Origin of the sequence: Yersinia rochesterensis (assembly GCF_003600645.1) — a bacterium.
In the GTDB taxonomy this organism is placed as follows: domain Bacteria; phylum Pseudomonadota; class Gammaproteobacteria; order Enterobacterales; family Enterobacteriaceae; genus Yersinia; species Yersinia rochesterensis.
The window spans coordinates 779,953-804,780 of sequence record NZ_CP032482.1 but is presented as its reverse complement, the minus strand read 5'-3'; the positions used below and the strand labels follow the sequence as shown (position 1 = coordinate 804,780).

Here is a 24,828-nt window from a genome sequence, read left to right as displayed (position 1 = left end):
CTGGCCGGTATCGTCAGACAAATACCGGCCAATGTAGTGAAAACGTGGATGGGTTAATCGCGGTACATGGAGTCAATTTCATTCTGATAGTTCTGGAGAATGATTTTACGCCGTAATTTCATAGTAGGTGTCAATTCACCTGTTTCCATCGTGAAAGCCTGCGGCAACAGAGTAAAGCGCTTAACTTGCTCGAACTTTGCCAGCTCTTTTTGCATATCTTTCAGCCGTTGCTCGAACAAACTGACAATATGACTATGACGTAACAGTTCGAGCCGGTCGTGATATTTCAGGTTTATCGAATGCGCATATTCTTCCAGCGATTCGAAGCACGGGACAATCAGCGCCGAAACAAATTTGCGGGTATCGGCAATAATCGCAACTTGCTCGATAAAGCGATCCTGATTGAGAGTGCCCTCAATCATCTGCGGCGCAATGTATTTTCCGCCCGATGTTTTCATCAAATCTTTCAGCCGCTCGGTGATGAATAAATTCCCCTGAGCATCTAGCGCACCGGCATCACCGGTTTTGAGCCAACCATCCTCAGTGAGAGATTCTGCGGTCTCTTGAGGTTTATTGAAATAGCCGCGCATGACAACCGGGCCGCGCACTTGAATTTCATTTTCAGCGCCCAAACGCACTTCGATCCCCGGTAATGGCTTACCGATAGAACCAAACCGGAAGTCTTTATCCTCCCAACAAGAAACCGTGGCGCAGGTTTCTGTCATACCATAGCCGTACTTGATATTGACGCCAATGGCCTGGAAAAACAGAATAATATTGTCATCCAGCCGTGCACCGGCGGCCGGTAAGAAACGCACTTTCCCCCCCAGCAGGTCGCGCAATTTACTCAATACCAGACGATCCGCCAGCTTAAACATCTGCTCTGAGAGCCACGAGGAGGTTTGCCCACTTTGCAAAGCTTGGAATTTGCGCTCGCCGCACCGAACCGCCCAGTTAAATAACATCCGGCGATGCCATTTTGCCGAGGCAACTTTATCATTTATAGCGCTGAACACTTTTTCGTAGAAGCGCGGAACCGCACACATAACCGTCGGTTTTACTGCCTGCATCGCGGCTCGCACCCAATTGGTGTCACTGATATACACATTTTGCGCGCCGGTATGCATGACATAGAAACTCCAGGCCCGCTCAAACACATGAGACAGCGGCAGGAAACTAAGAGAGGTATCTTCAGGTGTCAGGGTCAAGCGCTGGTCATGCAAATAGAGCTGAGCGGCCATATTCCGGTACTCCAGCATCACCCCTTTCGGCTCGCCGGTCGTGCCCGAAGTATAAATCAATGTGAATAAATCACTTAAATCGCAACCATCTATACGTGCGGTTAATAAATGTTGCAGAACCGCATCTGGCTGCTGTTCAAAATCAGCTAAATGTTGGGCATATTCACAGCCACGTAAATCTACATGGGGGTCTAATACCACAATTTGGCTCAATTGTGGGCATAGCGGCTTGAGTGTAATTGCGACATCAAACTGCGCTTGTCCACCGACAAATAAAATGCGCACATCAGCATCATTCATTACATAAACAGCTTGAGCGGTTGTATTGGTGGCGTACAACGGCACGCTCACACCGCGAATTTGTAAAATAGCTAAATCGGCTAATGACCAAGCCATGCTGTTATTAGCAAAAATCCCAACACGCTCTTGGATTGCAACACCCAAAGACAACAAAGCCGCTGAAATTCGCGTCACATGAGTATCAATCTGCCGCCAGGTCAGTTGATTTTCGCCTTCTGGCGACCATTCACGGAACGCGACCTTGTCAGCTCTCTGGCTTATTTGTTGGCGCAACCGGCGCACAAGGTGATATTTATCTAATAGTTGAGTCATAACATCGCAGCTCGCTGAGAAATCATTTGTTAAAGTGTACTACCGCTTTTGCTTATGGGCTTTCAGCTTACAGTCGTTCACTTTTTTCGCGCAGTCTACCCACTCTATCGCTTATGGCAAACAAAATTCAGCGCAGAAGTGTGAGCTGAAATAGATTTTGACGAAAAATACAGCATTCAGGACGACGGAAAGGGAATCAAGATGGGTAAAAATATTTTGCTGGATGGGATACAAAAAGATTCATTTTAAATTAGGCTGTGGCCCTTGCCTGCCACTGAGAATAAAACCATTTCAGTAGCAGGACTTAACGATAATAATTAAGAAGGAATACTAAGCTGGCCGAGTAATTCTTTCATCCATTGATGTCCCTTATCTCTATCCGTTGATTCATGCCAAGTGAGATAACATGAGCGACATGTTTCCTCCCACGGTAACGGGATAAGTTTCAGATTAAGGGCCTCGCTGTATGTTTGAACTAACCAACGAGGCGCAATTGCAACAAGGCTAGTTTGAGAGACAATATTCAGCACACTGTTCATATCCGTGCTTTCATAAGCGATAGTTTGGCTACTGATGGTCGAATCATAATAAAGCTCACTGAAAGAACCTACTTTATCTAAGGACACCACCGCATGTAATTCAGAAAGAAGTTGTTCTTGAGTGATTGAATTATCAATACGCGGGTGATCTTTAGACACTGCCAAAACGGATTCATCCAAGGATAATGATATATCATGAAAATCGGAGCGTTCGAACTTGGTATAACCGATAACAAATTCGGTTTCTTGATAACGTAACTGATGTTCAATATTCTCATTAAGATAAGATCTAATAATGAGCTGAACACTGGGTGCTAATTGATTAACCTGCTGTATGATTTGTGCGGTTAGCCTAATATCCAGAGGGCTACAAATAGATAAATTAAATACTCGCCCACTACTTTTGGCTTCAAACCCCGCACCTGGCAACTCATTTTGCACTAATTGTAATGCCTGTCGTACCGGCCCAAAAAGCTGGCGCGCTCTGGCGGTTGGCTGGATACCTCGGCCATAGCGAACAAACAGCTCGTCATTAAACATCACTTTGAGACGAGCAACGGCGTTGCTCACTGCAGGCTGGGACATCCCCAGTGACTGTGCAGCACGTGTCACATTATGCATTTGCATCACAGCATCGAAAACAGTTAATAGATTGAGGTCGACACTGCGTAAATGGACGTCGCTCCCTTCCTTTTTAGTGACTTGACTGTCGATTCCTAAGTTGTGTTCAAACATGCTTAACTCCACTAAGCTTTATGCAGATGGTATGATTAATAAATAATCTCATAGATATTCATTATTGTTTCAAAATATCTTTGAACACTTATCATTAATAATACCAATATTCTCTTTAATACCTTAAGAGGTAAAATCGAGTCTCATCCTTGTATAAGTGTGAAAATATAAATCACACCTAATGCATTTGGTGATCAGTAAAACCCATAGACAAATATATAAACAAGAAGAATATGCAAAATATTTTGCATGGTAAATAAAATCAATCTAAATTGTCAATATTAAGGCCATACCTCATCAATATTAATAATAGAACTTTTGACATGTTCACATCACAAAATGAGAGGATTAACAACTATGACATTAATGAATAATAAATTCTTCACTTATAACTTATTAACTCTTAATTATATTAAGAAAAACACAAAAAACATAAAATACCTCACTAAATCTAATTATAATTAATATAAATAGTCATGAAGTATAAAAAACAAGAGCAAAGATATACATTAAGATAAAATAACTGCTGTGTAAATTCACTATCTGTATAAAAAATAAGACTGCTTGTGGTTAATTATTAACCTGTTAATTTAATTATCCCTGAACAGAGTTGAAAAACAACTCATCAGAGCCACAGAGAGAAAGTAAACAGGCTATCAATTCATCACATAGACAAAAAGCACAATCCCCCGCATTTTGAGTATTATGCCAAATAATGCAAAATCCACAGTTTAGATAGTTAGATTAAAAATCTTTAAAAATTAATTTTTAAGTTTTTTGTGCCGTCATACTGAATTCAGTATCCTCGTAACCAGTTGAACACGCCATTTTAAACAAATGTTGACACAACCATAGAATTCACGTATCAATTTAGGCAACGCAATATTTTAACTAATGAGAAACTGAAAAATTATGTTCTACTCAACCCGTCTACTAGGCCTACTACTCAACGCATCTCACTTGCGCGGTATGTTGGTGGACGGAAATCAGAACTGATTCAGCCATCAAGATTAACAAGCCCGCGCAAATGCGCGGGCTTTTTTTTACCCGCTAAGCGCAAATGTAAACACGACAAGGAACAACCCATGAGCCAACAAGTCATTATTTTCGATACAACCTTGCGCGACGGTGAACAAGCATTACAAGCCAGCTTGAGTGTTAAAGAAAAGCTGCAAATTGCGTTAGCATTGGAAAGAATGGGTGTCGATGTCATGGAAGTCGGTTTCCCGGTTTCCTCTCCTGGCGATTTTGAGTCAGTCCGCACCATTGCTCAGCAAGTAAAAAACAGCCGGGTTTGCGCCTTGGCACGCTGTGTAGACAAAGATATAGATGTTGCTGCTGAAGCTTTGCGTATTGCTGAAGCATTCCGAATTCATGTGTTTTTGGCGACCTCCACTTTACATATTGAATCCAAATTAAAGCGCTCGTTTGACGATGTGTTGGCGATGGCCGTTCACTCAGTAAAACGCGCCCGCAACTATACCAATGATGTGGAATTCTCTTGCGAAGATGCGGGGCGCACCCCCATTGATAACTTGTGCCGCATTGTAGAGGCCGCGATCAATGCCGGTGCCACAACCATCAATATCCCTGACACTGTCGGCTACACCACGCCTTATCAGTTCGGTGGAATCATCACTGACTTGTATAATCGGGTGCCAAATATTGATAAAGCCATTATCTCTGTCCATTGCCATGACGACTTGGGCATGTCAGTAGCCAACTCCATTACCGCGGTGCAAGCCGGGGCGCGTCAGGTCGAAGGGACTATAAATGGTTTGGGCGAGCGCGCAGGTAACTGTTCACTGGAAGAAGTGATCATGGCGATTAAAGTGCGGGAAAACATGTTAGGCGTGCATACCAATATTAATCATCAAGAAATTTACCGCACCAGCCAATTGGTCAGTAAGTTATGCAACATGCCAATACCTGCCAATAAAGCCATTGTCGGCAGCAATGCTTTTGCCCACTCATCCGGTATTCATCAGGATGGCGTGCTGAAAAATCGCGAAAACTACGAAATCATGACCCCGCAGTCCATCGGCTTGAAAGAAGTGCAGTTGAATCTGACTTCCCGCTCGGGTCGTGCCGCCGTAAAACACCGTATGGAAGAGATGGGTTATCAGGATAAAGACTATAATTTGGACTCCTTATATGACGCTTTTTTGAAATTAGCGGATAAGAAAGGCCAGGTTTTTGATTACGATTTGGAAGCATTGGCTTTCATTAATAAGCAGCAGGAAGAGCCAGAACATTACCGTTTGGACTATTTCAGTGTGCAGTCTGGCTCCAGCGTGATGGCGACAGCATCAGTAAAATTGGTCTGTGGTGAAGAAGTTAAATCAGAAGCGGCCACCGGTAATGGCCCGGTCGATGCAGTGTACCAGGCCATCAACCGCATTACCGACTACCCGATTGAACTGGTGAAATATCAACTGTCTGCCAATGGTCAGGGTAAAGACGCATTGGGTCAGGTTGATATCGTGGTTGACCACAAAGGCCGCCGTTTCCATGGTGTGGGCCTGGCAACAGATATTGTCGAGTCATCCGCAAAAGCATTGGTTCACGTATTAAATAACATCTGGCGCGCTCATCAGGTCGAAATCGAGAAGCAGCGCTTGCAACAAAATAATCAGGAAATGGTGTGAACATGACTCAGACTTATCATATTGCCGTTTTACCCGGAGACGGTATTGGCCCTGAAGTAATGACTCAGGCGGAAAAAGTATTGGATGCGGTGCGCCAGCGCTTCAGCATCAAAATCACCACCAGCAAATATGATGTGGGCGGTGCTGCCATTGACCGTCATGGCAGCCCATTGCCACCGGCTACCGTGAGCGGGTGCGAGCAAGCTGACGCCATTTTATTTGGCTCCGTGGGCGGCCCCAAATGGGAACATTTGCCACCAGCGGAACAACCTGAGCGCGGTGCATTGTTACCCTTGCGCAAACATTTTAAATTATTCAGCAACTTACGCCCTGCGCGTTTGTATCAAGGTTTAGAAGATTTCTGCCCATTGCGCAGTGATATTGCTGCTCGAGGTTTCGATATTCTGTGCGTGCGTGAATTAACCGGCGGTATCTATTTCGGTCAACCCAAAGGTCGTGAAGGCCAAGGTATGCACGAACGTGCATTTGATACTGAAGTTTATCACCGCTTTGAAATTGAACGCATCGCCCACATTGCTTTTGAATCTGCACGTAAACGCCGTGGCAAAGTGACCTCTATTGATAAAGCCAATGTGTTGCAAAGTTCAATTCTGTGGCGCGAAGTGGTCACCGCCATTGCCTCCGATTATCCAGATGTTGCGTTATCCCATATGTATATTGATAACGCCACCATGCAGTTAATTAAAGATCCATCCCAGTTTGACGTGTTGCTGTGCTCCAACTTATTTGGCGATATTTTGTCCGATGAATGCGCGATTATAACCGGCTCGATGGGCATGCTGCCGTCCGCCAGTTTGAATGAGCAAGGTTTTGGTTTGTATGAACCCGCTGGCGGCTCCGCACCGGATATCGCGGGCCAAAATATTGCCAACCCTATTGCGCAAATTCTGTCTTTGGCCCTGTTGTTGCGCTTTAGTTTGGGTAAAGACGACGCGGCTGACGCGATTGAAAACGCCATCAATCAAGCATTGGAACAAGGCTATCGCACCACTGATTTAGCCGGTGATGGCAAAGCAATCGGCACCAATGAAATGGGCGATATCATCGCTAAATTTGTGGCGGAGGGGGTTTAACATGGGCAAGACGTTATATCAAAACAAGACGTTATATCAAAAGTTGTATGATGCGCATATCGTGCACGAAGCGCCAAATGAAACCCCGCTGTTGTATATCGACCGCCACTTAGTGCATGAAGTGACCTCGCCGCAGGCCTTTGACGGCTTGCGCGCCATGGGCCGCCCGGTACGTCAGCCGGGTAAGACCTTTGCCACCATGGATCACAACGTTTCGACGCAAACCAAAGATATCAATGCCAGCGGCGAAATGGCGCGCATTCAGATGCAAGAGTTGATCAAAAACTGTGCTGAATTTGGCGTTTCTTTATATGATTTGAATCACCCATTCCAGGGCATCGTGCATGTGATTGGCCCAGAGCAAGGAATGACTCTGCCGGGGATGACGATTGTGTGCGGAGACTCCCACACCGCGACTCACGGCGCATTTGGCTCATTGGCATTTGGTATCGGCACCTCAGAAGTTGAGCACGTGTTGGCCACCCAAACCCTGAAACAGGGCCGCGCCAAGACCATGAAAATTGAAGTTAATGGGGATGTTGGCCCCGGTATTACCGCTAAAGATATCGTGCTGGCAATTATCGGCAAAACCGGCAGCGCCGGGGGTACTGGCCATGTGGTGGAATTCTGCGGCAGTGCGATTGAAGCGCTGAGCATGGAAGGCCGGATGACTTTGTGCAATATGGCGATTGAAATGGGCGCTAAAGCCGGTTTAGTTGCACCGGACGACACCACTTTTAACTATCTGAAAGGCCGACAATTTGCACCAACTGGCGAGCAATGGGAGCAAGGTGTGGCTTACTGGCGCAGCTTGAAATCTGATGCTGACGCCAAATTCGATACTGTCGTCACCTTAGATGCTGCCGAGATAGCGCCACAAGTGACTTGGGGCACCAATCCGGGCCAAGTCATCGCGGTGAATGAAATCATCCCGGCACCGGAATCCTTTAGTGATCCGGTTGAGCGCGCCTCGGCAGAAAAAGCCTTGGCTTATATGGACTTGCGCCCTGGTATCAAGTTGACCGAAGTGGCGATTGATAAAGTCTTTATCGGCTCTTGCACCAACTCGCGCATTGAAGATTTACGTGCCGCTGCCGCCGTGGCGCAAGGGCGCAAAGTGGCGACCGGCGTACAGGCGATTGTGGTGCCCGGCTCCGGCCCGGTGAAAGCGCAGGCCGAAGCAGAAGGTTTGGATAAAATCTTTATCGAAGCCGGTTTTGAGTGGCGTTTACCCGGCTGCTCTATGTGTTTGGCGATGAATAATGACCGCCTGGAGCCAGGCGAGCGCTGTGCTTCCACCAGCAACCGGAATTTTGAAGGGCGTCAGGGCCGTGGAGGCCGCACCCATTTGGTTAGCCCGGCAATGGCTGCCGCAGCGGCAGTCAGTGGTCACTTTGCTGATGTCCGCGACTTATCCGCCGCCACCCACTAATCGGAGACACCACCATGACAAAATTTACTCAACACTCTGGTTTGGCTCAACAAACGGGTTTGGTTCAACATAAGGGTTTGGTCGTTCCATTGGATGCGGCAAACGTCGACACTGACGCGATTATCCCGAAACAGTTTTTGCAAAAAGTGACGCGCACCGGTTTTGGTCAACATCTGTTTAACGACTGGCGTTTTCTCGATGATGCTGGCAAAGTGCCCAACCCTGAATTTGTGCTGAACCAACCGCGCTATCAGGGCGCGACCATTTTGTTAGCCCGCGAAAACTTCGGCTGCGGCTCATCACGCGAACATGCGCCTTGGGCACTGACAGATTTCGGTTTCAAAGTGGTTATCGCCCCAAGTTTTGCTGATATTTTTTACGGCAATTCATTTAATAACCAGTTATTGCCGGTCACATTAAATGAAGCGGATATTGATACTTTATTTCAATTGGTTAAAGAAAATGAAGGCATCGAATTTATTGTCGATTTAGAGCACCAGACGGTAAATGCCGGTGGAAAAAGTTATTCTTTCGAAATTGATAGTTTCCGCCGTCATTGTATGATTAACGGTTTAGACAGCATTGGCCTGACACTACAGCATGAAAGTAATATTTCAGCCTACGAAAAACAACAGCCAGAATTCCTACGTTAATTATTTTTAATTCATTTTGTGAGTATATTGTTGGTGTCAGGTTCCCTGACCCAACAATTCAAACCCCATCTAAACTCTAATCAAAAAAAAAAAAATCAAAAACCCTAATAAAAAACCCATTACCATTTTATCCCTCACCCGAGAAATAATAAAAATATGATGATAATCAACAGAATACAAATCAGCACCTTAATCTATACAATTGCATAAACATTAATAATTATAATATATTCTGCATTGATTGTAATTTGTGCTGACGGTCACTTTTTATTTCCTCAACAACGCTATGCTGTAATTGACTATTTCCTCCCTAGAGGTCGCCTTATGACACGCATTATATTGCGTTACGAAGCACGTATCTCCGGCGATAGCCGAGCTTGGTTTAATATAGATTACCGCCTCGCCAACGATTTCCCGCGTTAATTCCCCCATTGCTTATTCAGCTTCGGCTGAAAATCTCATTTCTTTATTTTTTTGCCGTCATAGGTGATGCGAATAATGACTTTCGCTCGTCACTAAATGACAGCATTTTTAATATATAGCCAAAGTCATTGGAGTTGCAGGTCGGCAGCTAACGCCCCTGCGGTTTCAAGTACGACGGGTATTTGGAGTTATAAGCCATGAAACGCATTCCTGAACCTTTCCGTATTAAAATGGTAGAAAATATTCGGATGACTAACCGGGAGGATCGTGAGAAAGCACTGATTGAGGCGGGCTACAACCCATTCTTACTCCCCAGTGAAGATATTTATATTGATTTACTGACTGACTCTGGCACTGGGGCGATGAGTGACCGCCAGTGGGCTGGCTTAATGATGGGCGATGAATCCTATGCTGGCTCGCGTAACTATTATCACTTGTGTGACCAGGTTAAAAAACTGATTGGCTACCCATTTACTATCCCAACACATCAGGGCCGCGGCGCGGAACAAATTCTATTCCCTTGCCTCATTGCCAAAAAACAAAAAGCAGGGGGAGCCAAGAATCCCGTTTTTATTTCCAACTTCCACTTTGATACCACCGCCGCCCATGTTGAGATCAATGGGGCGAAAGCTATCAACGTGGTCACCCCGAAAGCCTTTGATACTGTGACTTATTATGACTGGAAAGGGGATTTCGATTTAGACCAACTGAAAGCCACTATTGCCGAGCATGGTGCTGACAATGTGGTGTCAATTATTACCACCGTCACTTGCAACAGCTCCGGCGGGCAGCCAGTTTCAATGAGTAATATGCGCGAAGTATATCGAATTGCTCAACAGCATAATATTCCAGTGGTGATTGACTCCGCCCGCTTCTGTGAAAACGCCTGGTTTATCAAGCAGCGCGAGCCGGGTTATGGCGATAAGTCGATCAAAGAGATCATTCTGGAAATGTATCAGTATGGCGATATGCTCACCATGTCAGCCAAAAAAGACTCGCTGGTAAACATTGGCGGTTTATGCTGTTTCCGTGCCGATGAAGACCTGTTCAACGACGTTCGCATCCGTTGTGTGCCAATGGAAGGTTTTGTGACTTATGGTGGTTTGGCTGGCCGCGACATGGAAGCGCTGGCGATTGGGCTGGAAGAGGGAATGAATGAAGACTTCCTGACTTACCGTATTGGTCAGGTCGAATATTTGGGCGAGCGCCTGCGGGCTGGCGGCATCCCCATTCAATATCCGACTGGCGGTCATGCCGTATTTGTTGATGCCAAAATCCTGCTGCCACATATTCCAGCCGAACAATTCCCAGCACAAGCCCTGAATAATGCCCTGTATCTGGAGGCGGGAATCCGCAGTGTGGAGATTGGTTCATTGTTGCTAGGCCGTGATCCGGAAACCGGCCAACAAAAACCATCGCCATTGGAATTGCTGCGCTTGACCATCCCGCGCCGGGTCTATACCAATGACCATATGGACTATATTGCGGATGCACTGATTTCACTCAAATCACGCGCCGAGGAAATCAAAGGTTTGACTTTCACCTACGAACCGCCAGTTCTACGCCACTTTGTGGCCCGATTAAAACCGGTCGAATAAACAACAATTTCCCCCAAGATCACTGCATTGGGTTTTGGGGGTATTCTCATGATTATATTGGTTTAACTGTCCGGGCGATTAACACCATCGCCCCTATCCTGCCCGAACCTGCGGGGTGCTAAGCTTCTCTGACTCGCGCACAAATGATAAGTGAGAGAATGGCGAGAATCATCGCCATGACATACACCGAATCATGTCCCCAAGTTTCCGTTAATACCCCTTGCAGCACCCCTGCCAGAATCACCCCGGTTGAAATACTGTTGGTAAACAACGTGGTAGCGGCTCCTGCCCTGCCGGGCATTAAATCCTGAAAATAAAGCATACCAATCCCGGCGACAATGCCGATGAAAATGGCATTAAAAATCTGCAATAACATCAGGGCGGTTTTGAATTTAAACAGCACCAATCCGGTATAAAACAGCACGCCAGCCAGCACCGCAAACAACATGATTTTGCGCTTACCAAAACGTCTGACTGAATACCCCGCCAACAACATGATAGGAATTTCCAGCCCGGCCGCCGTCCCCATCAATAAACCCGCTAACCGCTCAGGTAACCCCAAGTTTGCGGTGATATATAAAGGCATATCAATGATATACATGGTATTGCAAGTCCACATCAGCATTGAAGCAATAAACAATAACAACACGTTTTTATCAGCAAACAAGCTCACTTGCGCCACCGCAGGGGCATCCGCTACCGGCTCTGCCCGCGGCACCGACGGCAGAATAAACCACACCACCAGCGCGCTCAGCACAAAAATACCGGCCGCAATACTGAACATCAGGGTAAAGCCATAATTCAGCGCCAGCATAAATGACAGCGGCGGCCCGATAACCCAAGCCAATGAGAGCTGCGCACGCATAATGGAGCTGAACATCACCACTTCTCGGGCCGAGCTATCAGCATATTCACGCGCTAGAGCGAAAATTTGCGGCATGGCGGTGTTAGCCACGGCGGCCAACACCACTCCGGCGGTGATCAAGGTCAGATAATCACGATTAAAGGCAAATAACAGGCAGTTCCCCACCGCCATTAAGTAGCAAACCATAATGAGTTTGCGCCGATCCCCGCGCGAGTCCGAGCGCTTGGCCAGCACAAAGCTGACGGTAATCCCGGCAATAGCATTCACAGTGTAAAACAGCCCAACCCATAGTGGCCGCACTTTGACTTCGGTGCTTAAAAACAGACTTAAGGTCGGAGCTTGCAAGGCACCCGCAATACCAGAAAGAAAAGCCACCACAAAGAAAGCGAGAAAAACCGGGTTGATACGGCGGGAAAAGGTTAATGCAGATTTCATTCCAGGCTCCAGCGCCAGAAACAGCTATTAAACGCTATGCTACAGAAGCGCGCAGATTTATATAGAGAAAAATATAAAAGCCGCATAAATTTCACATCCCAATGATTCGGGTGCGCGAACGTCGCTAACAACGCCACAGCTTCGAGTGCGAAAGGTAATAAAAAAAGCCAGTGGCATAAACCACTGGCTGGTGAAATACACCATTACTCAGAAACTTTTGCTACTCGGTAAAGCAAGACTAAATTACAAAGTATGTTCAGTGCGGGCGATAATATCGTCCTGTGCATCCGGCGACAGCGCGGTGAAGAATGCCGAGTAACCGGCAACTCTGACCACTAAATCACGGTAGCGATCCGGGTGCTGCTTGGCTTCCAGCAAGGTTTCACGCGACACAATGTTGTATTGCACATGCCAGCCCAAATACTCCTCAAAGAAAGTGCGCAGCATCATCATCAACTTTTCGCGGTCACGCGGATTATCCAATGTGGACGGGTTCAACTTTTGATTGAGCAACACGCCGCCCAGAATCGAAGCCGTTGGCAATTTTGACAATGAGTTAAACACCGCCGTTGGCCCCAGATGGTCAGTGCCAGAAGCGGGGCTTGCCCCCTCCGCCAATGGGCTGTGCGCTTTACGGCCATCGGGTGTTGCCATGGTCGCCGCGCCAAATGGCACGTTGGCAGAGATAGACGAGGTTCCCGCATAATAAGTGCCGCCAATCGGGCCGCGACCAAAACGCGTATTGTGATATTGCTTCAGCTCATCAATGTAAGTCTGATAAGCCCGCACTAACAGTTGGTCGACATCATCAACATCATTGCCGTATTTCGGCGCTGAATTAATCAAATGCTGGCGTAGCTGCTCGCCATTCAGACCAGCAAAATCATTGGCTAATGCAGTGGCCAGCTGTTTTTGGCTGATAAGTTGTTGTTCAAATACCAATTTGCGCACAGCCGCCAGACTGTTACCCAAATTGGCAATCCCGACTTGCAAGCCAGAAACCCAGTCGTAGCGCGCCCCGCCCTGTTTGATACTTTTGCCGCGCTCAATGCAATCATCCACCAGCGCTGAACAGACGATATCGTGGGCGTTTTCTTCCAAGATAGTGTCCACCACACACTCTATTTCAATGGATTTGCGGGTGTAATAGCGAATCTGCGCATCCCATTGCGCCATGACTTGAGAGAAATCGCTAAAGTTACCTTTCGACAATCCTTGCTCTTGTGGCAAGAACACCTGGCCGGAAGTGGCATCGCGACCTTGCTCCAACGCAGCCAACATCACTCTGGCGAAGTTAATGAAACTCATACCGGTGCAGCGGTAGCCCCACTTGCCGCCGACGGCGGTTTCAATGCAGCCAATCGCCGCGTAATCATAGGCATCCTGCGGCTCGACACCCAGTTTGATAAATTCGGGAATAACAATTTCGTCATTATTAAATGCAGGCATACCAAAACCACAGCGAATGACTTGCACGCAAGCATCGAGGAAATCATCACTGATACCGGCATGATAGCGAACACTGAGATTCGGCTGGGTTGAACGTAAGCGCCCACAGGATTCCAACACCGCATAAGAGAGCGGATTCACCGCATCAATGGCTTTGCCCTGCACCAATTTTTGCCCGCCGATAGTGACGTTTTGATAAAGCGGGCTACCCGCCGAGGCCTTGGAGTGCGAACCGGAGCGGATTTTGTTCACTTCCAGCAATTTCAGCCAGCAGCTATGCAGCATCTCAATAGCATGCTCGCGGCTGAGGGTGTTTTCCAACTCAACATCGCGGCGATACCATGGATACAGATATTGGTCCAAACGGCCAAACGAGACGGAATGACCATTGGATTCAATTTGCAAAATCAGTTGAATGAAATAGCACAATTGCAGAGCTTGCCAGAAAGTTTGCGGCGGCTGATGAGCAATCAGCTCACAGTTTTCGGCGATTTCTTGTAGTTCAGTGCGCCGCCATTCACGCGTTTCTTCTTCCGCCATTTGCCGGGCCACTGTGGCATAGCGCTCAATATGTGCGCTCAGAGCCGCCAGCGAGATATCAATCGCTTTCAGGAATTGTTCTTTGTGCAGGTCACTCCAGTCAGTCAGTTGCAGCCGAGAGCGACGGCTGGCCACTTTACTGCGCAGACCATCCAGCCCTTTTTCTAGCAATAACGGGAAGTTAACCGCCAAATGCGCATCGCCGGAGGTCATATTGCCCTCGGCTTTTATAATGCCGGTCGCCAACAGCGCTTTTTGCTCATCAGTAAACATGCCGTAGCAGCGGTCTTGCACTGTTTGCCCGCGCCACCATGGGCACAGCTGGTGTAATACCGTTTTGTCGGCTTCACTGACTGAGAAACCGGCACCGGGGCGGTCGGCTAACGCGTCAATTTCACTCTCAATCCAGCCCACGGTGTATTCAGGAAAAATCGGCGCGGCGCGTAATTGGCTGGCCTGATTACCAATAATTAGCTCATCATTTTTAATCCAAACAGTGCGTTGCTGTAAGTGATGGGCCAGTGCCAGCGCCCGCCGAACCGGCAGCGGTTTATCCTGATGTTGTTGATAAGCCTCGGTATAATGCAACGCCCGCTCAGTACAAACCGGCGGTTTTACAATATGAATCAGCGCGTTTTTATGCTGTTTTGTCCGTTCGCTTAAGGTTACCAAATCGAGAGTGGTCATTGCGTCATCCTCTTAAGATTGCCGTCAGGCCCTTTTCACGGGCATAACTTTCCGCGAAGGCCAGCAGGGAAGGAGAGTCCAAAGGTGTACTTGCCGCCAGATACTTTTCACCCAGCAGCGAATATTTATTGATGCCCAGAGTGTGATAAGGCAAAAAATGAATTTCTTTCATGCCAATCTCATCCGCAGCAAAATCGACAATTCCTTGTACCGAGCGGCGGTCAGCATTGAAATCCGGGATTAAAGGCACCCGCACCGTGATATCGGTGCCCGCGGCCGCTAATTTGCGGAAGTTATCCATCACCCGTTTGGCAGAGCCGCCAGTCCACTGTTGAAAACGGCGCTCATCGGTGTGTTTCAAGTCTGCCAGCATCAAATCCAGCCACGGCAAAGAGGGGGCGATATAGCGCCACGGGGTGTGCAAACAAGATTCAACCGCGGTATGGATGCCCAGTTGATGGCAGCGCTGCAATAATTCAGCGGCCACTTCCGGCTGCATAAAAGGTTCGCCGCCAGATAATGTCACCCCGCCACCACTGCGCCGATAAAATGGCAAATCGCGCAGCAATATCGCCATAGTGCCGTCAATATCAATGGGGTCACCGCACACCGTCAACGCACCACTGGGGCAGCGCGTTTTCAGTGCTTGAAAGTCGTCTTCAGCCAATAGCTGGCGATGAATAACAATTTTATTATCAATATGTTGGATTGCTTGTGGGCAAGTCTGATGACACAAATCGCAGCCGGATAAACACAGGCGCGGGTCAAATAACATCTCCGGCTCACGTGAGCGGCTTTCGGGGTTTTGGCACCAGCGACAACTCAACGAACAGCCTTTGAGGAACACCACGCTACGAATGCCGGGGCCGTCATGAGTGGAATAACGTTGTAAATTAAAAATCATCTTATTCCTCCCATTCGCTGACTAACCCGCTTTCATTAACAAGCAGTATCCGCGTAATATAGGGAAAGAAAAATTGATGAAGTTTGCCGAGGAGTTCCCCTTTTATGTCTACCTCCCGCTTGCAACAGCAGTTCATTCGCCTTTGGCAACGTTTTAGCGGTTTGCCCACAGAAACCACCTTGCAGGAGCTGGCTGACGTGCTCTGTTGCTCGCGCCGCCATGTGCGTTCCTTATTGGGCAGTATGCAGCAAGAGGGATGGCTGAGCTGGCAGGCGGAAGCTGGCCGAGGTAAGCGCTCACAACTGACTTTCCTCTGCTCCGGCCTGGCCTTACAGCAACAGCGGGCCGAAGAGTTACTGGAACAAGAAAGTATTGATCAACTGGTGCAGTTGGTCGGGGATAAAAAAGCGGTGCGCCAAATGCTGCTCTCTCAGTTAGGGCGCAGCTTCCGGCAAGGTAAACATATTCTGCGGGTGCTCTATTATCGCCCCTTACAAAATCTATTACCCGGCACCGCGCTGCGCCGCTCAGAAACCCATATGGTGCGGCAGATTTTTAATGGTCTGACGCGGATAAATGAGGAAAATGGGGAACTGGAGCCGGATTTGTCTCATCACTGGCAAGCCATTAGCCCATTGCATTGGCGCTTTTATTTGCGCCCGGCGATTCATTTTCACCATGGCCGTGAGCTGGAAATGAATGATGTGATGACCAGCCTGACTCGGTTAATCCCCCAACCGCTGTTTTCACATATCACCGCGGTGCGCTCACCCACCCCGTATGTGATTGATGTGCATCTCAGTACCCCGGACAGCTGGCTGCCGTGGTTGTTGGGCAGTGTACACGCCATGATCTTGCCGCAAGAGTGGGAGAATCAGCCGGATTTCCGCCGACAACCTATTGGGACTGGCCCTTATTCCGTGATTCGAAATCATCATAGCCAATTGAAAATTCAGGCATTTGATAATTATTTTGGTTTTCGCGCACTTATTGATGAGGTCAATATTTGGGTATTACCGGAGCTGTCCGAAGAGTTGGTTTATTCCGGTGTGCAATTGCAAGCTGATGATACCAGTAAAAATGAGCTGGAAAGCCGGCTGGAAGAAGGCTGTTATTTTCTGCTATTCGACCAGCGATCTCCCCAAACCTGCAATCCTGATATCCGCCGTTGGCTCTGTGAACTCATCACCCCCGTCGCCCTACTCAGCCATGCCGACCCTTTTTACCAACGCTACTGGTCACCGGCTTACGGCATGTTACCGCGCTGGCACCATAACCGGCTCAGGGTACTGGAAGCGAAACCGGAAGGTTTGACCGAACTGACACTGACTTTTTATAGTCACCATTCAGAGTTTGATGCTATCAGCCAAACATTGGCCACATTATTAGCGGCACATGGGGTCAAATTGATCATAAATGTGGTGGATTATGCCAGTTGGTATCAAGGGGATGCACAGAGCGACATCTGGCTCGGCAGCGCCAATTTTTATCTGCCGCTGGAATTTTCCCTGTTTGCCACCTTGTATGAGCTGCCGCTGCTGCAATATTGCCTGGATGAAAAACTGCACCAAGATGTTGAATTATGGCGAAATAATACTCTGCCAATGGCGGAATGGAGCCAGCGTTTGGTCAGCCAGAATCAATTTCACCCACTGTTCCATCACTGGCTAGAATTATATGGGCAGCACAGTATGCGCGGGGTGCGCATGAACACACTCGGCTGGTTTGACTTCAAATCGGCCTGGTTTACGCCACCAGAGGATTAAACCCGCTTTCGCCCACTGCAATTAAACTCTACAATAGCGCCGTCTCAACGGGGTGCGGAAAAACTGTTGTGGTCGTGTCCAGAATTTATACTGGTTCGTTCCATTAACAATGAAACAAAAACGTCGCGAGGTAGGTTCAGCCGGAAGCGGACAGCACGCAGAAACCGGAGCGTACACGTAGTACGTGAGGATTTCGAGTACTGCCCAACACCGGATCAACCTAACCGCAGCAAGTTTTTTCGCTGAGAGCAAACCCGTCGAACCTGATCCGGTTAACACCGGCGGAGGGATTTGAGAAAAATAACGCTGTATCTTCTTGATATTCATGTTATTTACCGCCTCAGATACCTTTGCCACCTTTATCTTTAAGGAGTGCAAAGTGTTTAAACGCATGATTTCCTGCTTGTTTTTTCTGTCTGCCGCTGCCGTCGCTGCTGATAAACCCACCTTGACTGTTTATACCTATGATTCTTTCGCGGCTGATTGGGGCCCGGGGCCGTCGATTAAAAAAGCCTTTGAAGCCGAGTGTGATTGTCAGCTTAAATTTGTGGCGCTGGAAGATGGTGTTTCCCTGCTGAACCGCCTGCGGATGGAGGGTAAAAATAGCCAGGCCGATGTGGTGTTGGGCTTAGATAACAATCTGCTGCAAGCGGCAGAGCAAACCGGATTATTCGTACCAAGTCAGGTAGATACCAGCCATCTGACTTTGCCAGAAAAATGGCAGAATAAAATTTTCGTCCCCTACGATTATGGCTATTTTGCGTTTGTGTATGACAAAAATAAATTGAAAAACCCGCCGAAAAGCCTGCAAGAATTAGTCGACAGCAAAGAACCGTGGAAAGTGATTTATCAAGACCCGCGCACCAGTACCCCGGGCCTCGGTTTAATGTTGTGGATGCAAAAAGTCTATGGCGACCAAGCCCCGCAAGCCTGGCAGAAATTAGCGAAAAAAACCGTCACCGTGACCAAAGGCTGGAGTGAAGCTTACGGCTTGTTCCTGAAAGGTGAAGGGGATTTCGTGCTGAGCTACACCACTTCTCCGGCTTATCATCTGATTGCAGAGAAGAAAGACAACTATGCGGCGGCTGATTTCAGTGAAGGCCACTATCTGCAAGTGGAAGTGGCCGGTGTGGTCGCGTCCAGCAAACAACCGGAACTGGCCCAGCGCTTTATGCAATTTATGGTCACTCCTGCATTCCAGAATCATATCCCGACCGGCAACTGGATGTATCCGGTAATCAAAATGGACTTACCGGCTGGATTTGAAACACTCACCGTGCCGCAAAAAGCTTTGCAGTTTGATGCAAAAGACGTGGCTGATAATCGCGGTAAATGGATTCAAGCATGGCAATCCGCCGTCAGCCACTAATCCCCGCGTGGCTATGGCCGGGGCTACTGGCCGCCTTGCTGATAACCGGTGTCGCCTTACTGGCGTTCACCGCTATCTGGCGTCACGCGCCAGCGGCAGACTGGCAAAGCATCTGGCATGACAGTTATCTGTGGCATGTGATTCGCTTCACTTTCTGGCAGGCGTTTCTCTCTGCGCTGCTGTCCGTTATTCCGGCGATTTTTTTGGCGCGCGCCTTATATCGCCGCCGCTTCCCCGGCCGCCAATTGATGCTGCGCTTATGTGCCATGACATTGGTGCTGCCGGTGCTGGTCGCCATTTTCGGCATCCTGACGGTTTATGGCCGCCAAGGTTGGCTGGCGGCACTATTGGGCTGGCTAGGAGTGGATTACCGCTTCTCGCCCTATGGTTTACAAGGGATTTTGCTGGCGCATATTTTCTTTAATATGCCGCTGGCAACCCGCTTGTTATTGCAGTCATTGGAAAGCATTGCCGTTGAGCAGCGCCAGTTAGCCGCCCAATTGGGCATGAACGGCTGGCAGCATTTTCGCTGGATCGAGTGGCCCTATCTGCGCCGCCAAATTCTGCCGACTGCCGCGCTGATTTTCATGCTGTGTTTTGCCAGCTTTGCCACCGTGCTCTCTCTGGGCGGCGGGCCGCAAGCTACCACCATCGAACTGGCTATTTATCAGGCACTTAGTTATGACTATGATTTAGGGCGCGCCGCATTATTGGCACTGATTCAACTGGGTTGCTGTCTGGGATTGGTGGTGCTGAGCCAACGGCTAAGTTCAGTGTTGGCGGTGGGGAATACCCATGCTCAGGAGTGGCGCAGTCAGCAGGATAGTACCTGGTCGCGCATTAGCGATACCTTGTTAATCGGGGCGGCGTTATTATTGATGGTGCCACCATTGCTGGCTGTTGTAATTGATGGCAGCAATAAAACGATATTGACCGTGCTACAACAACCGGCGCTGTGGCAAGCTTTCTTTACCTCACTAACTATCGCTATTGGGGCCGGATTATTGTGTGTCACTCTGACTATGATGCTGTTATGGAGCAGCCGTGAGCTGAAACTGCGCCACCACACGGCTTACGGGCAAGTATTGGACATCAGCGGCATGGTGATTCTGGCGATGCCGGGGATCGTGCTGGCAACCGGCTTTTTCTTATTGCTCAATGACACTCTGGGCTTGCCGCAATCGCCTTATGCACTGGTGATTCTGACCAATGCGCTGATGGCGGTGCCCTATGCATTAAAAGTGTTGGATAACCCGATGCGAGACTTGGCTGAGCGCTATACGCCGCTGTGTTTATCACTGGATATTCGCGGCTGGCACCGTGTGCGCCACATTGAGTTACGGGCGCTGAAACGCCCGCTGGCTCAAGCGTTGGCCTTCGCCAGTGTGCTTTCTATCGGGGATTTTGGCGTGGTCGCGCTGTTTGGTAACGAACATTTCCGCACCCTGCCATTTTATCTCTATCAACAGATAGGGTCTTATCGCAGCAATGATGGCGCGGTGACCGCCCTGCTGCTGCTGTTACTGTGTTTCCTGCTGTTTACTCTGATTGAAAAACTGCCGAGCCGCCATGCTAAAGCTTGAGAAAATCACCTATTTATACGACCACTTACCGATGCGTTTTGATTTGCGCATGCAAGCCGGTGAGCGGGTGGCTATTCTTGGCCCCAGTGGGGCGGGTAAAAGCACGCTATTGAGCTTAATTGCGGGCTTTTTAGCTCCGGCCAGTGGTCAAATGCTGCTGAATAATCAAGATCATACCCTAACACCGCCCGCCCAAAGGCCGGTATCCATGTTATTTCAGGAAAATAATCTGTTCGCGCATTTGAATGTCGAACAAAACATTGGGCTGGGTTTGCATCCGGGGCTAAAACTCAATCATGAGCAAAAATTACTGCTCGGCCAGATTGCGCAACAAGTTGGGTTGGAAGAGTGTCTTGACCGGCTACCGGCACAGCTTTCCGGCGGCCAACGCCAACGGGCAGCACTGGCGCGCTGTCTGGTGCGCAGCCAACCCATCCTGCTGCTGGACGAACCCTTTTCCGCATTAGACCCGGCACTGCGCAATGAAATGCTGCAATTGGTCGAAAACGTCTGCGAAAATCGCCAATTGACCTTGTTGATGGTGTCGCACAATCTGGATGACGCCGCCCGCATTGCTGAGCGCACTTTATTGGTGGTGGATGGCCGTATTTACTATGACGGCCCCACTCAGGCACTGGTCAACGGCACTGCGCCGGAAGCCAGGGTGCTAGGGATTACTCCCCAGCGGTAGTTGATGGAACCGCTAACCCCCTGCGGCGTCAAGGCCGAAGGGGATTACCCAGCAAGAACCTTCCATAATAGATGACGATAAAGCGGCATGATGGGTTGCATATGGAGCCAGACAAAACTGGCTATCGCCAGCATAATGGACAGCACCGTCACCCAGCGCAAGCGGGCCAAAGGCAGCCATTTGCTCAGGCGGTCTGGGCTGCGTTTACCAAAGCGCCACCAGCGCCATGCCAACCACAATGCCAGCCAAATCAGTACCACCACGGCAAATAATAGCCACTTAAACATATAACTGTTGGCATTCGGCGGGATATCTATGGCGACGCCAGCCAGTATGCCAGGGAAGAAATAAAGCGGCGGCCAGGTGAGGCAACCAATCACATTCGGCAACGCGAATTTTACTGGCGGCAGGTTTAACATCCCCGCCACCATCGGGACGATAGGCCGCGTTGGGCCGATAAAGCGCCCCAACAGCACCGTTGCCATGCTGTGGTTATGCAAAGCATGCTCAGTTTTCGCCAACAGCGATTTATGCTTTTTCAGGAAAGACCAGCGATGCAGCGGCTCTTTGAAGCGGCGGCCAATAAAATACGAAGCCCAATCCCCCACCAGACAGCCCACAGTCGCTGCGGCCCAGGCAGAATAAAAGCCCACTTCCCCGCTGCCAATCAACGCGCCCACCGTGGTCATCATCACCGTGCCAGGCAGCAACATCCCCACCAAAGCTAAAGATTCGAGAAAAGTGACTAACATGACGACAAATAGCGTGAAAGCCAGCGATTGCGTCAATAAATGTAATAAATAGGCTTCCATAGATTTGTCCGTTGGGTTCAGGCGCGGGAGATTGTCCAGTGCCCCATGAAATGAGTCAATCAGGGAATTGTGTGAATTAATGGTAAATCATCATTAAAATAGACAAACACTGTATAAATACCCATACTAAGATAGCATAAACTCTCAGACGTTATTCATTATTAAAGGTTAGCACCGTGGGGAAAACCCGTCAGGGCTTCCTGCTCACCCGCCACTGGCGCGACACGCAGGCTGGCACCGAAGTTGAATTCTGGTTAGCCACCGATGATGGCCCGCAGCAAGTCAGGCTGCCGCCTCAACCCTCGGTGGCATTTATCCCGGCCGAACAACGGCAACGGGCTGAAACCGTGCTGCGCAATGAACGCCGCTGGCAACTGCGCCCACTTGAACTGACCGATTTCCATCAGCGCCCGGTTTTGGGGCTGTATTGCAGCCAACATCGCCAATTAATCCGCCTGGAGAAACTGCTCAGAGAAAGTGGCGTGAATGTCTACGAAGGTGATATTCGCCCACCAGAGCGCTTTTTAATGGAGCGTTTTATTACCGCACCGGTCTGGTTTAGCGGCGAAGATAATGGCAACGGGCCGCTGCTCAATACCCAAATGAAACCGGCCGATGACTACCGCCCGATCCTAAAACTGCTGTCACTGGATATCGAAACCAGTGAACACGGCGAGCTTTATTGCATTGGTTTGGAGGGCTGCGGCCAGCGGCAGGTTTACATGCTGGGGCCACCCAATGGCAATCAGGCCGATGAAGCCGCACTGGATTTCAAGCTGGAATATGTCGCCAGCCGCCCGCTGTTACTGGAAAAACTGAATCAATGGCTGGAACAGCATGATCCCGATGCCATCATCGGCTGGAATCTGGTGCAATTTGATTTGCGTGTGTTACAAAAGCACGCCGACCGCTATCAAATCCCATTGCGCTTTGGCCGGGGCGGCAACCTGCTAGAGTGGCGGGAACACGGTTTTAAACAGGGGCATTTTTTTGCTTCTGCTGCCGGGCGGTTGATTATCGATGGGATTGAAGCATTGAAATCTGCCACCTGGAATTTCCCGTCATTTAGTCTGGAATCTGTCTCCCAGACCTTGCTGGGCGAGGGAAAAGCCAGTGATAGCCCCTATCAGCGAATGGATGAAATCAACCACCGTTTTGCTCATGATAAACCGGCGCTGGCCCACTACAACCTGAAAGACTGCGAGTTAGTGACGCGGATTTTTGCCAAAACCGAGCTGCTGAGTTTCTTACTTGAGCGCTCGACCGTCACCGGTCTGGCGGCGGACCGCAGTGGCGGGTCAGTGGCGGCATTTACCCACCTTTATATGCCACGGATGCACCGTGTTGGCTATGTTGCGCCCAACTTAGGTGAGTTGCCGGAGGAACATAGCCCCGGCGGTTTTGTGATGGACTCTCAGCCGGGCTTGTATGACTCGGTGCTGGTGCTCGACTACAAAAGTCTGTATCCCTCGATTATCCGCACTTTTTTGATTGATCCAGTTGGCTTGGTTGAGGGAATGTCTCAACCCGATGAACAACATTCGGTGCCGGGTTTTCGTGGTGCCTGGTTCTCACGCGAAAAACACTGTCTACCGGCGATTGTTAACCAGATCTGGCAGGGGCGCGAAGCCGCAAAACGCCAACAAAACAAGCCATTATCCCAAGCACTGAAGATAATCATGAATGCCTTTTATGGTGTATTGGGTTCCAGCGGATGCCGATTTTTTGATCCCCGGCTGGCATCCTCAATTACCCTGCGCGGCCACGACATCATGCGCCAAACCCGTGAATTGATTGAAGCACGGGGCTATCAGGTTATTTATGGCGATACCGATTCAACCTTTGTTTGGCTGAAAAGCGCCCACAGTGAAGAACAAGCTTCGCGCATTGGCCAAGAGCTGGTGCGGTATGTCAATCAATGGTGGCAAACCCATATCCGTGAAACCTATGATTTGCCCTGCGCGCTGGAATTAGAATTTGAAACTCATTATCGGCGCTTCTTGATGCCCACCATCCGGGGCGCGGAGCAAGGCAGTAAAAAGCGCTATGCCGGGCTAATTTCCACCCCGACGGGCGATCAAATGATCTATAAGGGGCTGGAAACGGTACGCACTGACTGGACACCATTGGCCCAGCAATTCCAGCGCGAGCTGTACCTGCGGATTTTTCAGCAACAACCCTATCAAGACTATGTGCGCGATTATGTCGCCCGAACCCTCAATGGCGAGCTGGATGAACAACTGATTTACCGCAAGCGCCTGCGCCGCCGGCTCGACGACTACCAGCGCAATGTCCCGCCACATGCCAGAGCGGCGCGCCTGGCGGATGAATTCAACCGTAAGCTTGGGCGGCCATTGCAATATCAGAATGGCGGTTGGATAAGTTATGTCATGACCACCGCTGGCCCCGAACCCCTCGAAACCCGACAGTCCCCGATTGATTACGATCACTACCTGACTCGGCAGCTCCAGCCCGTGGCCGATGCTATACTGCCCTTTATGCATGATGACTTCACGACACTAATAACCGGTCAGATGGGGCTATTTTAATCGTAATAACGTTTTTTTACGGGTGACGAAAGGCTCTGCTTCCATTACCATAGCGCCCTTGCCAAAATTCGCATCAATCACATTTACATAACCGACTGGTTATAATTAACCGTGTAATCGAATCCTGTCATTTTCAGACAGACTCGTCAGCCACGTAAGCTGCGTGGGCGGTAAACTATTGCCAGTCATTTTATTTTTGTTCT

General features: G+C 49.1%; 17 protein-coding genes. 11 read left to right on the top strand and 6 right to left on the bottom strand.

The features are described from left to right. Positions 1-53: 53 nt before the first annotated feature. Both DXZ79_RS03750 and leuO read right to left on the bottom strand, forming a co-directional pair. Positions 54-1,853: an AMP-dependent synthetase/ligase gene (locus DXZ79_RS03750; protein ID WP_038636322.1), complete on the bottom strand. Its 1,800-nt coding sequence runs from the start codon at positions 1,851-1,853 to the stop codon at positions 54-56. Between the two features lie 317 nt (positions 1,854-2,170). Then, positions 2,171-3,127, bottom strand: coding sequence for a transcriptional regulator LeuO (leuO, locus tag DXZ79_RS03745; RefSeq protein WP_050291598.1), 957 nt, complete (start codon positions 3,125-3,127; stop codon positions 2,171-2,173). Between the two features lie 1,085 nt (positions 3,128-4,212). Between leuO and leuA the strand changes: the two genes are divergently transcribed. The 6 genes from leuA to tnaA all read left to right on the top strand — a co-directional run bounded on the left by leuA (position 4,213) and on the right by tnaA (position 10,975). Then, positions 4,213-5,775: a 2-isopropylmalate synthase gene (leuA, locus tag DXZ79_RS03735; protein WP_004388981.1), complete on the top strand. Its 1,563-nt coding sequence runs from the start codon at positions 4,213-4,215 to the stop codon at positions 5,773-5,775. Positions 5,776-5,777: 2 nt separating this feature from the next. Continuing rightward, the gene (leuB, locus tag DXZ79_RS03730; RefSeq protein ID WP_120011117.1) at positions 5,778-6,869 is read left to right on the top strand and encodes a 3-isopropylmalate dehydrogenase; all 1,092 of its coding nucleotides are present in this window, start codon (positions 5,778-5,780) and stop codon (positions 6,867-6,869) included. Position 6,870: 1 nt separating this feature from the next. Beyond that, entirely contained in the window at positions 6,871-8,301 is a 1,431-nt protein-coding gene (leuC, locus tag DXZ79_RS03725; RefSeq protein ID WP_050113688.1) for a 3-isopropylmalate dehydratase large subunit, read from the top strand. A 14-nt stretch (positions 8,302-8,315) separates the two neighbouring features. Beyond that, a complete protein-coding gene (leuD, locus tag DXZ79_RS03720) occupies positions 8,316-8,954 on the top strand; it encodes a 3-isopropylmalate dehydratase small subunit (protein ID WP_038636333.1) in 639 nt (212 codons plus the stop codon). A 324-nt stretch (positions 8,955-9,278) separates the two neighbouring features. Then, complete coding sequence (gene tnaC / locus DXZ79_RS03715) at positions 9,279-9,377, top strand: tryptophanase leader peptide (protein WP_071841742.1); 99 nt, start codon at positions 9,279-9,281, stop codon at positions 9,375-9,377. Positions 9,378-9,574: 197 nt separating this feature from the next. Continuing rightward, positions 9,575-10,975 (top strand): tryptophanase, encoded by a 1,401-nt coding sequence (gene tnaA, locus DXZ79_RS03710; RefSeq protein ID WP_038636336.1) that lies wholly within the window; start codon positions 9,575-9,577, stop codon positions 10,973-10,975. A 118-nt stretch (positions 10,976-11,093) separates the two neighbouring features. On the opposite strand, the gene DXZ79_RS03705 is transcribed toward tnaA, so the two are convergent. From DXZ79_RS03705 to DXZ79_RS03695, 3 genes are all read right to left on the bottom strand, one after another. After that, positions 11,094-12,275, bottom strand: coding sequence for a sugar efflux transporter (locus DXZ79_RS03705; RefSeq protein WP_038636339.1), 1,182 nt, complete (start codon positions 12,273-12,275; stop codon positions 11,094-11,096). Between the two features lie 243 nt (positions 12,276-12,518). Further along, positions 12,519-14,951, bottom strand: a complete 2,433-nt coding sequence (locus DXZ79_RS03700) for a formate C-acetyltransferase/glycerol dehydratase family glycyl radical enzyme (protein WP_050291596.1) — start codon at positions 14,949-14,951, stop codon at positions 12,519-12,521. A 4-nt stretch (positions 14,952-14,955) separates the two neighbouring features. Continuing rightward, positions 14,956-15,855, bottom strand: coding sequence for a glycyl-radical enzyme activating protein (locus tag DXZ79_RS03695; RefSeq protein ID WP_038636345.1), 900 nt, complete (start codon positions 15,853-15,855; stop codon positions 14,956-14,958). Between the two features lie 104 nt (positions 15,856-15,959). Here DXZ79_RS03695 and sgrR point away from each other — a divergent pair, with 104 nt between their 5' ends. The 4 genes from sgrR (at position 15,960) to thiQ (ending at position 21,264) form a co-directional block, all read left to right on the top strand. Then, the gene (sgrR, locus tag DXZ79_RS03690; RefSeq protein ID WP_120011116.1) at positions 15,960-17,621 is read left to right on the top strand and encodes an HTH-type transcriptional regulator SgrR; all 1,662 of its coding nucleotides are present in this window, start codon (positions 15,960-15,962) and stop codon (positions 17,619-17,621) included. Positions 17,622-18,000: 379 nt separating this feature from the next. Beyond that, positions 18,001-18,990, top strand: a complete 990-nt coding sequence (gene thiB, locus DXZ79_RS03685) for a thiamine ABC transporter substrate binding subunit (RefSeq protein ID WP_050291593.1) — start codon at positions 18,001-18,003, stop codon at positions 18,988-18,990. Further along, the gene (gene thiP, locus DXZ79_RS03680) at positions 18,966-20,573 is read left to right on the top strand and encodes a thiamine/thiamine pyrophosphate ABC transporter permease ThiP (protein WP_038636354.1); all 1,608 of its coding nucleotides are present in this window, start codon (positions 18,966-18,968) and stop codon (positions 20,571-20,573) included. The genes thiB and thiP overlap by 25 nt, the downstream gene beginning before the upstream one ends. Then, positions 20,560-21,264 carry a thiamine ABC transporter ATP-binding protein ThiQ gene (gene thiQ / locus DXZ79_RS03675; RefSeq protein ID WP_038636357.1) on the top strand — a complete coding sequence of 235 codons (705 nt, stop codon included), beginning with the start codon at positions 20,560-20,562 and terminating at the stop codon, positions 21,262-21,264. Before thiP ends, thiQ begins: the two co-directional genes overlap by 14 nt. A gap of 44 nt (positions 21,265-21,308) precedes the next feature. Here the strand turns inward: thiQ and DXZ79_RS03670 are convergent, their stop codons facing one another. Beyond that, positions 21,309-22,076, bottom strand: coding sequence for a DedA family protein (locus tag DXZ79_RS03670; protein ID WP_050291592.1), 768 nt, complete (start codon positions 22,074-22,076; stop codon positions 21,309-21,311). A gap of 176 nt (positions 22,077-22,252) precedes the next feature. On the opposite strand from DXZ79_RS03670, the gene DXZ79_RS03665 reads away from it, so the two are divergent. Next, entirely contained in the window at positions 22,253-24,625 is a 2,373-nt protein-coding gene (locus DXZ79_RS03665; protein ID WP_038636362.1) for a DNA polymerase II, read from the top strand. Positions 24,626-24,828: the final 203 nt, after the last annotated feature.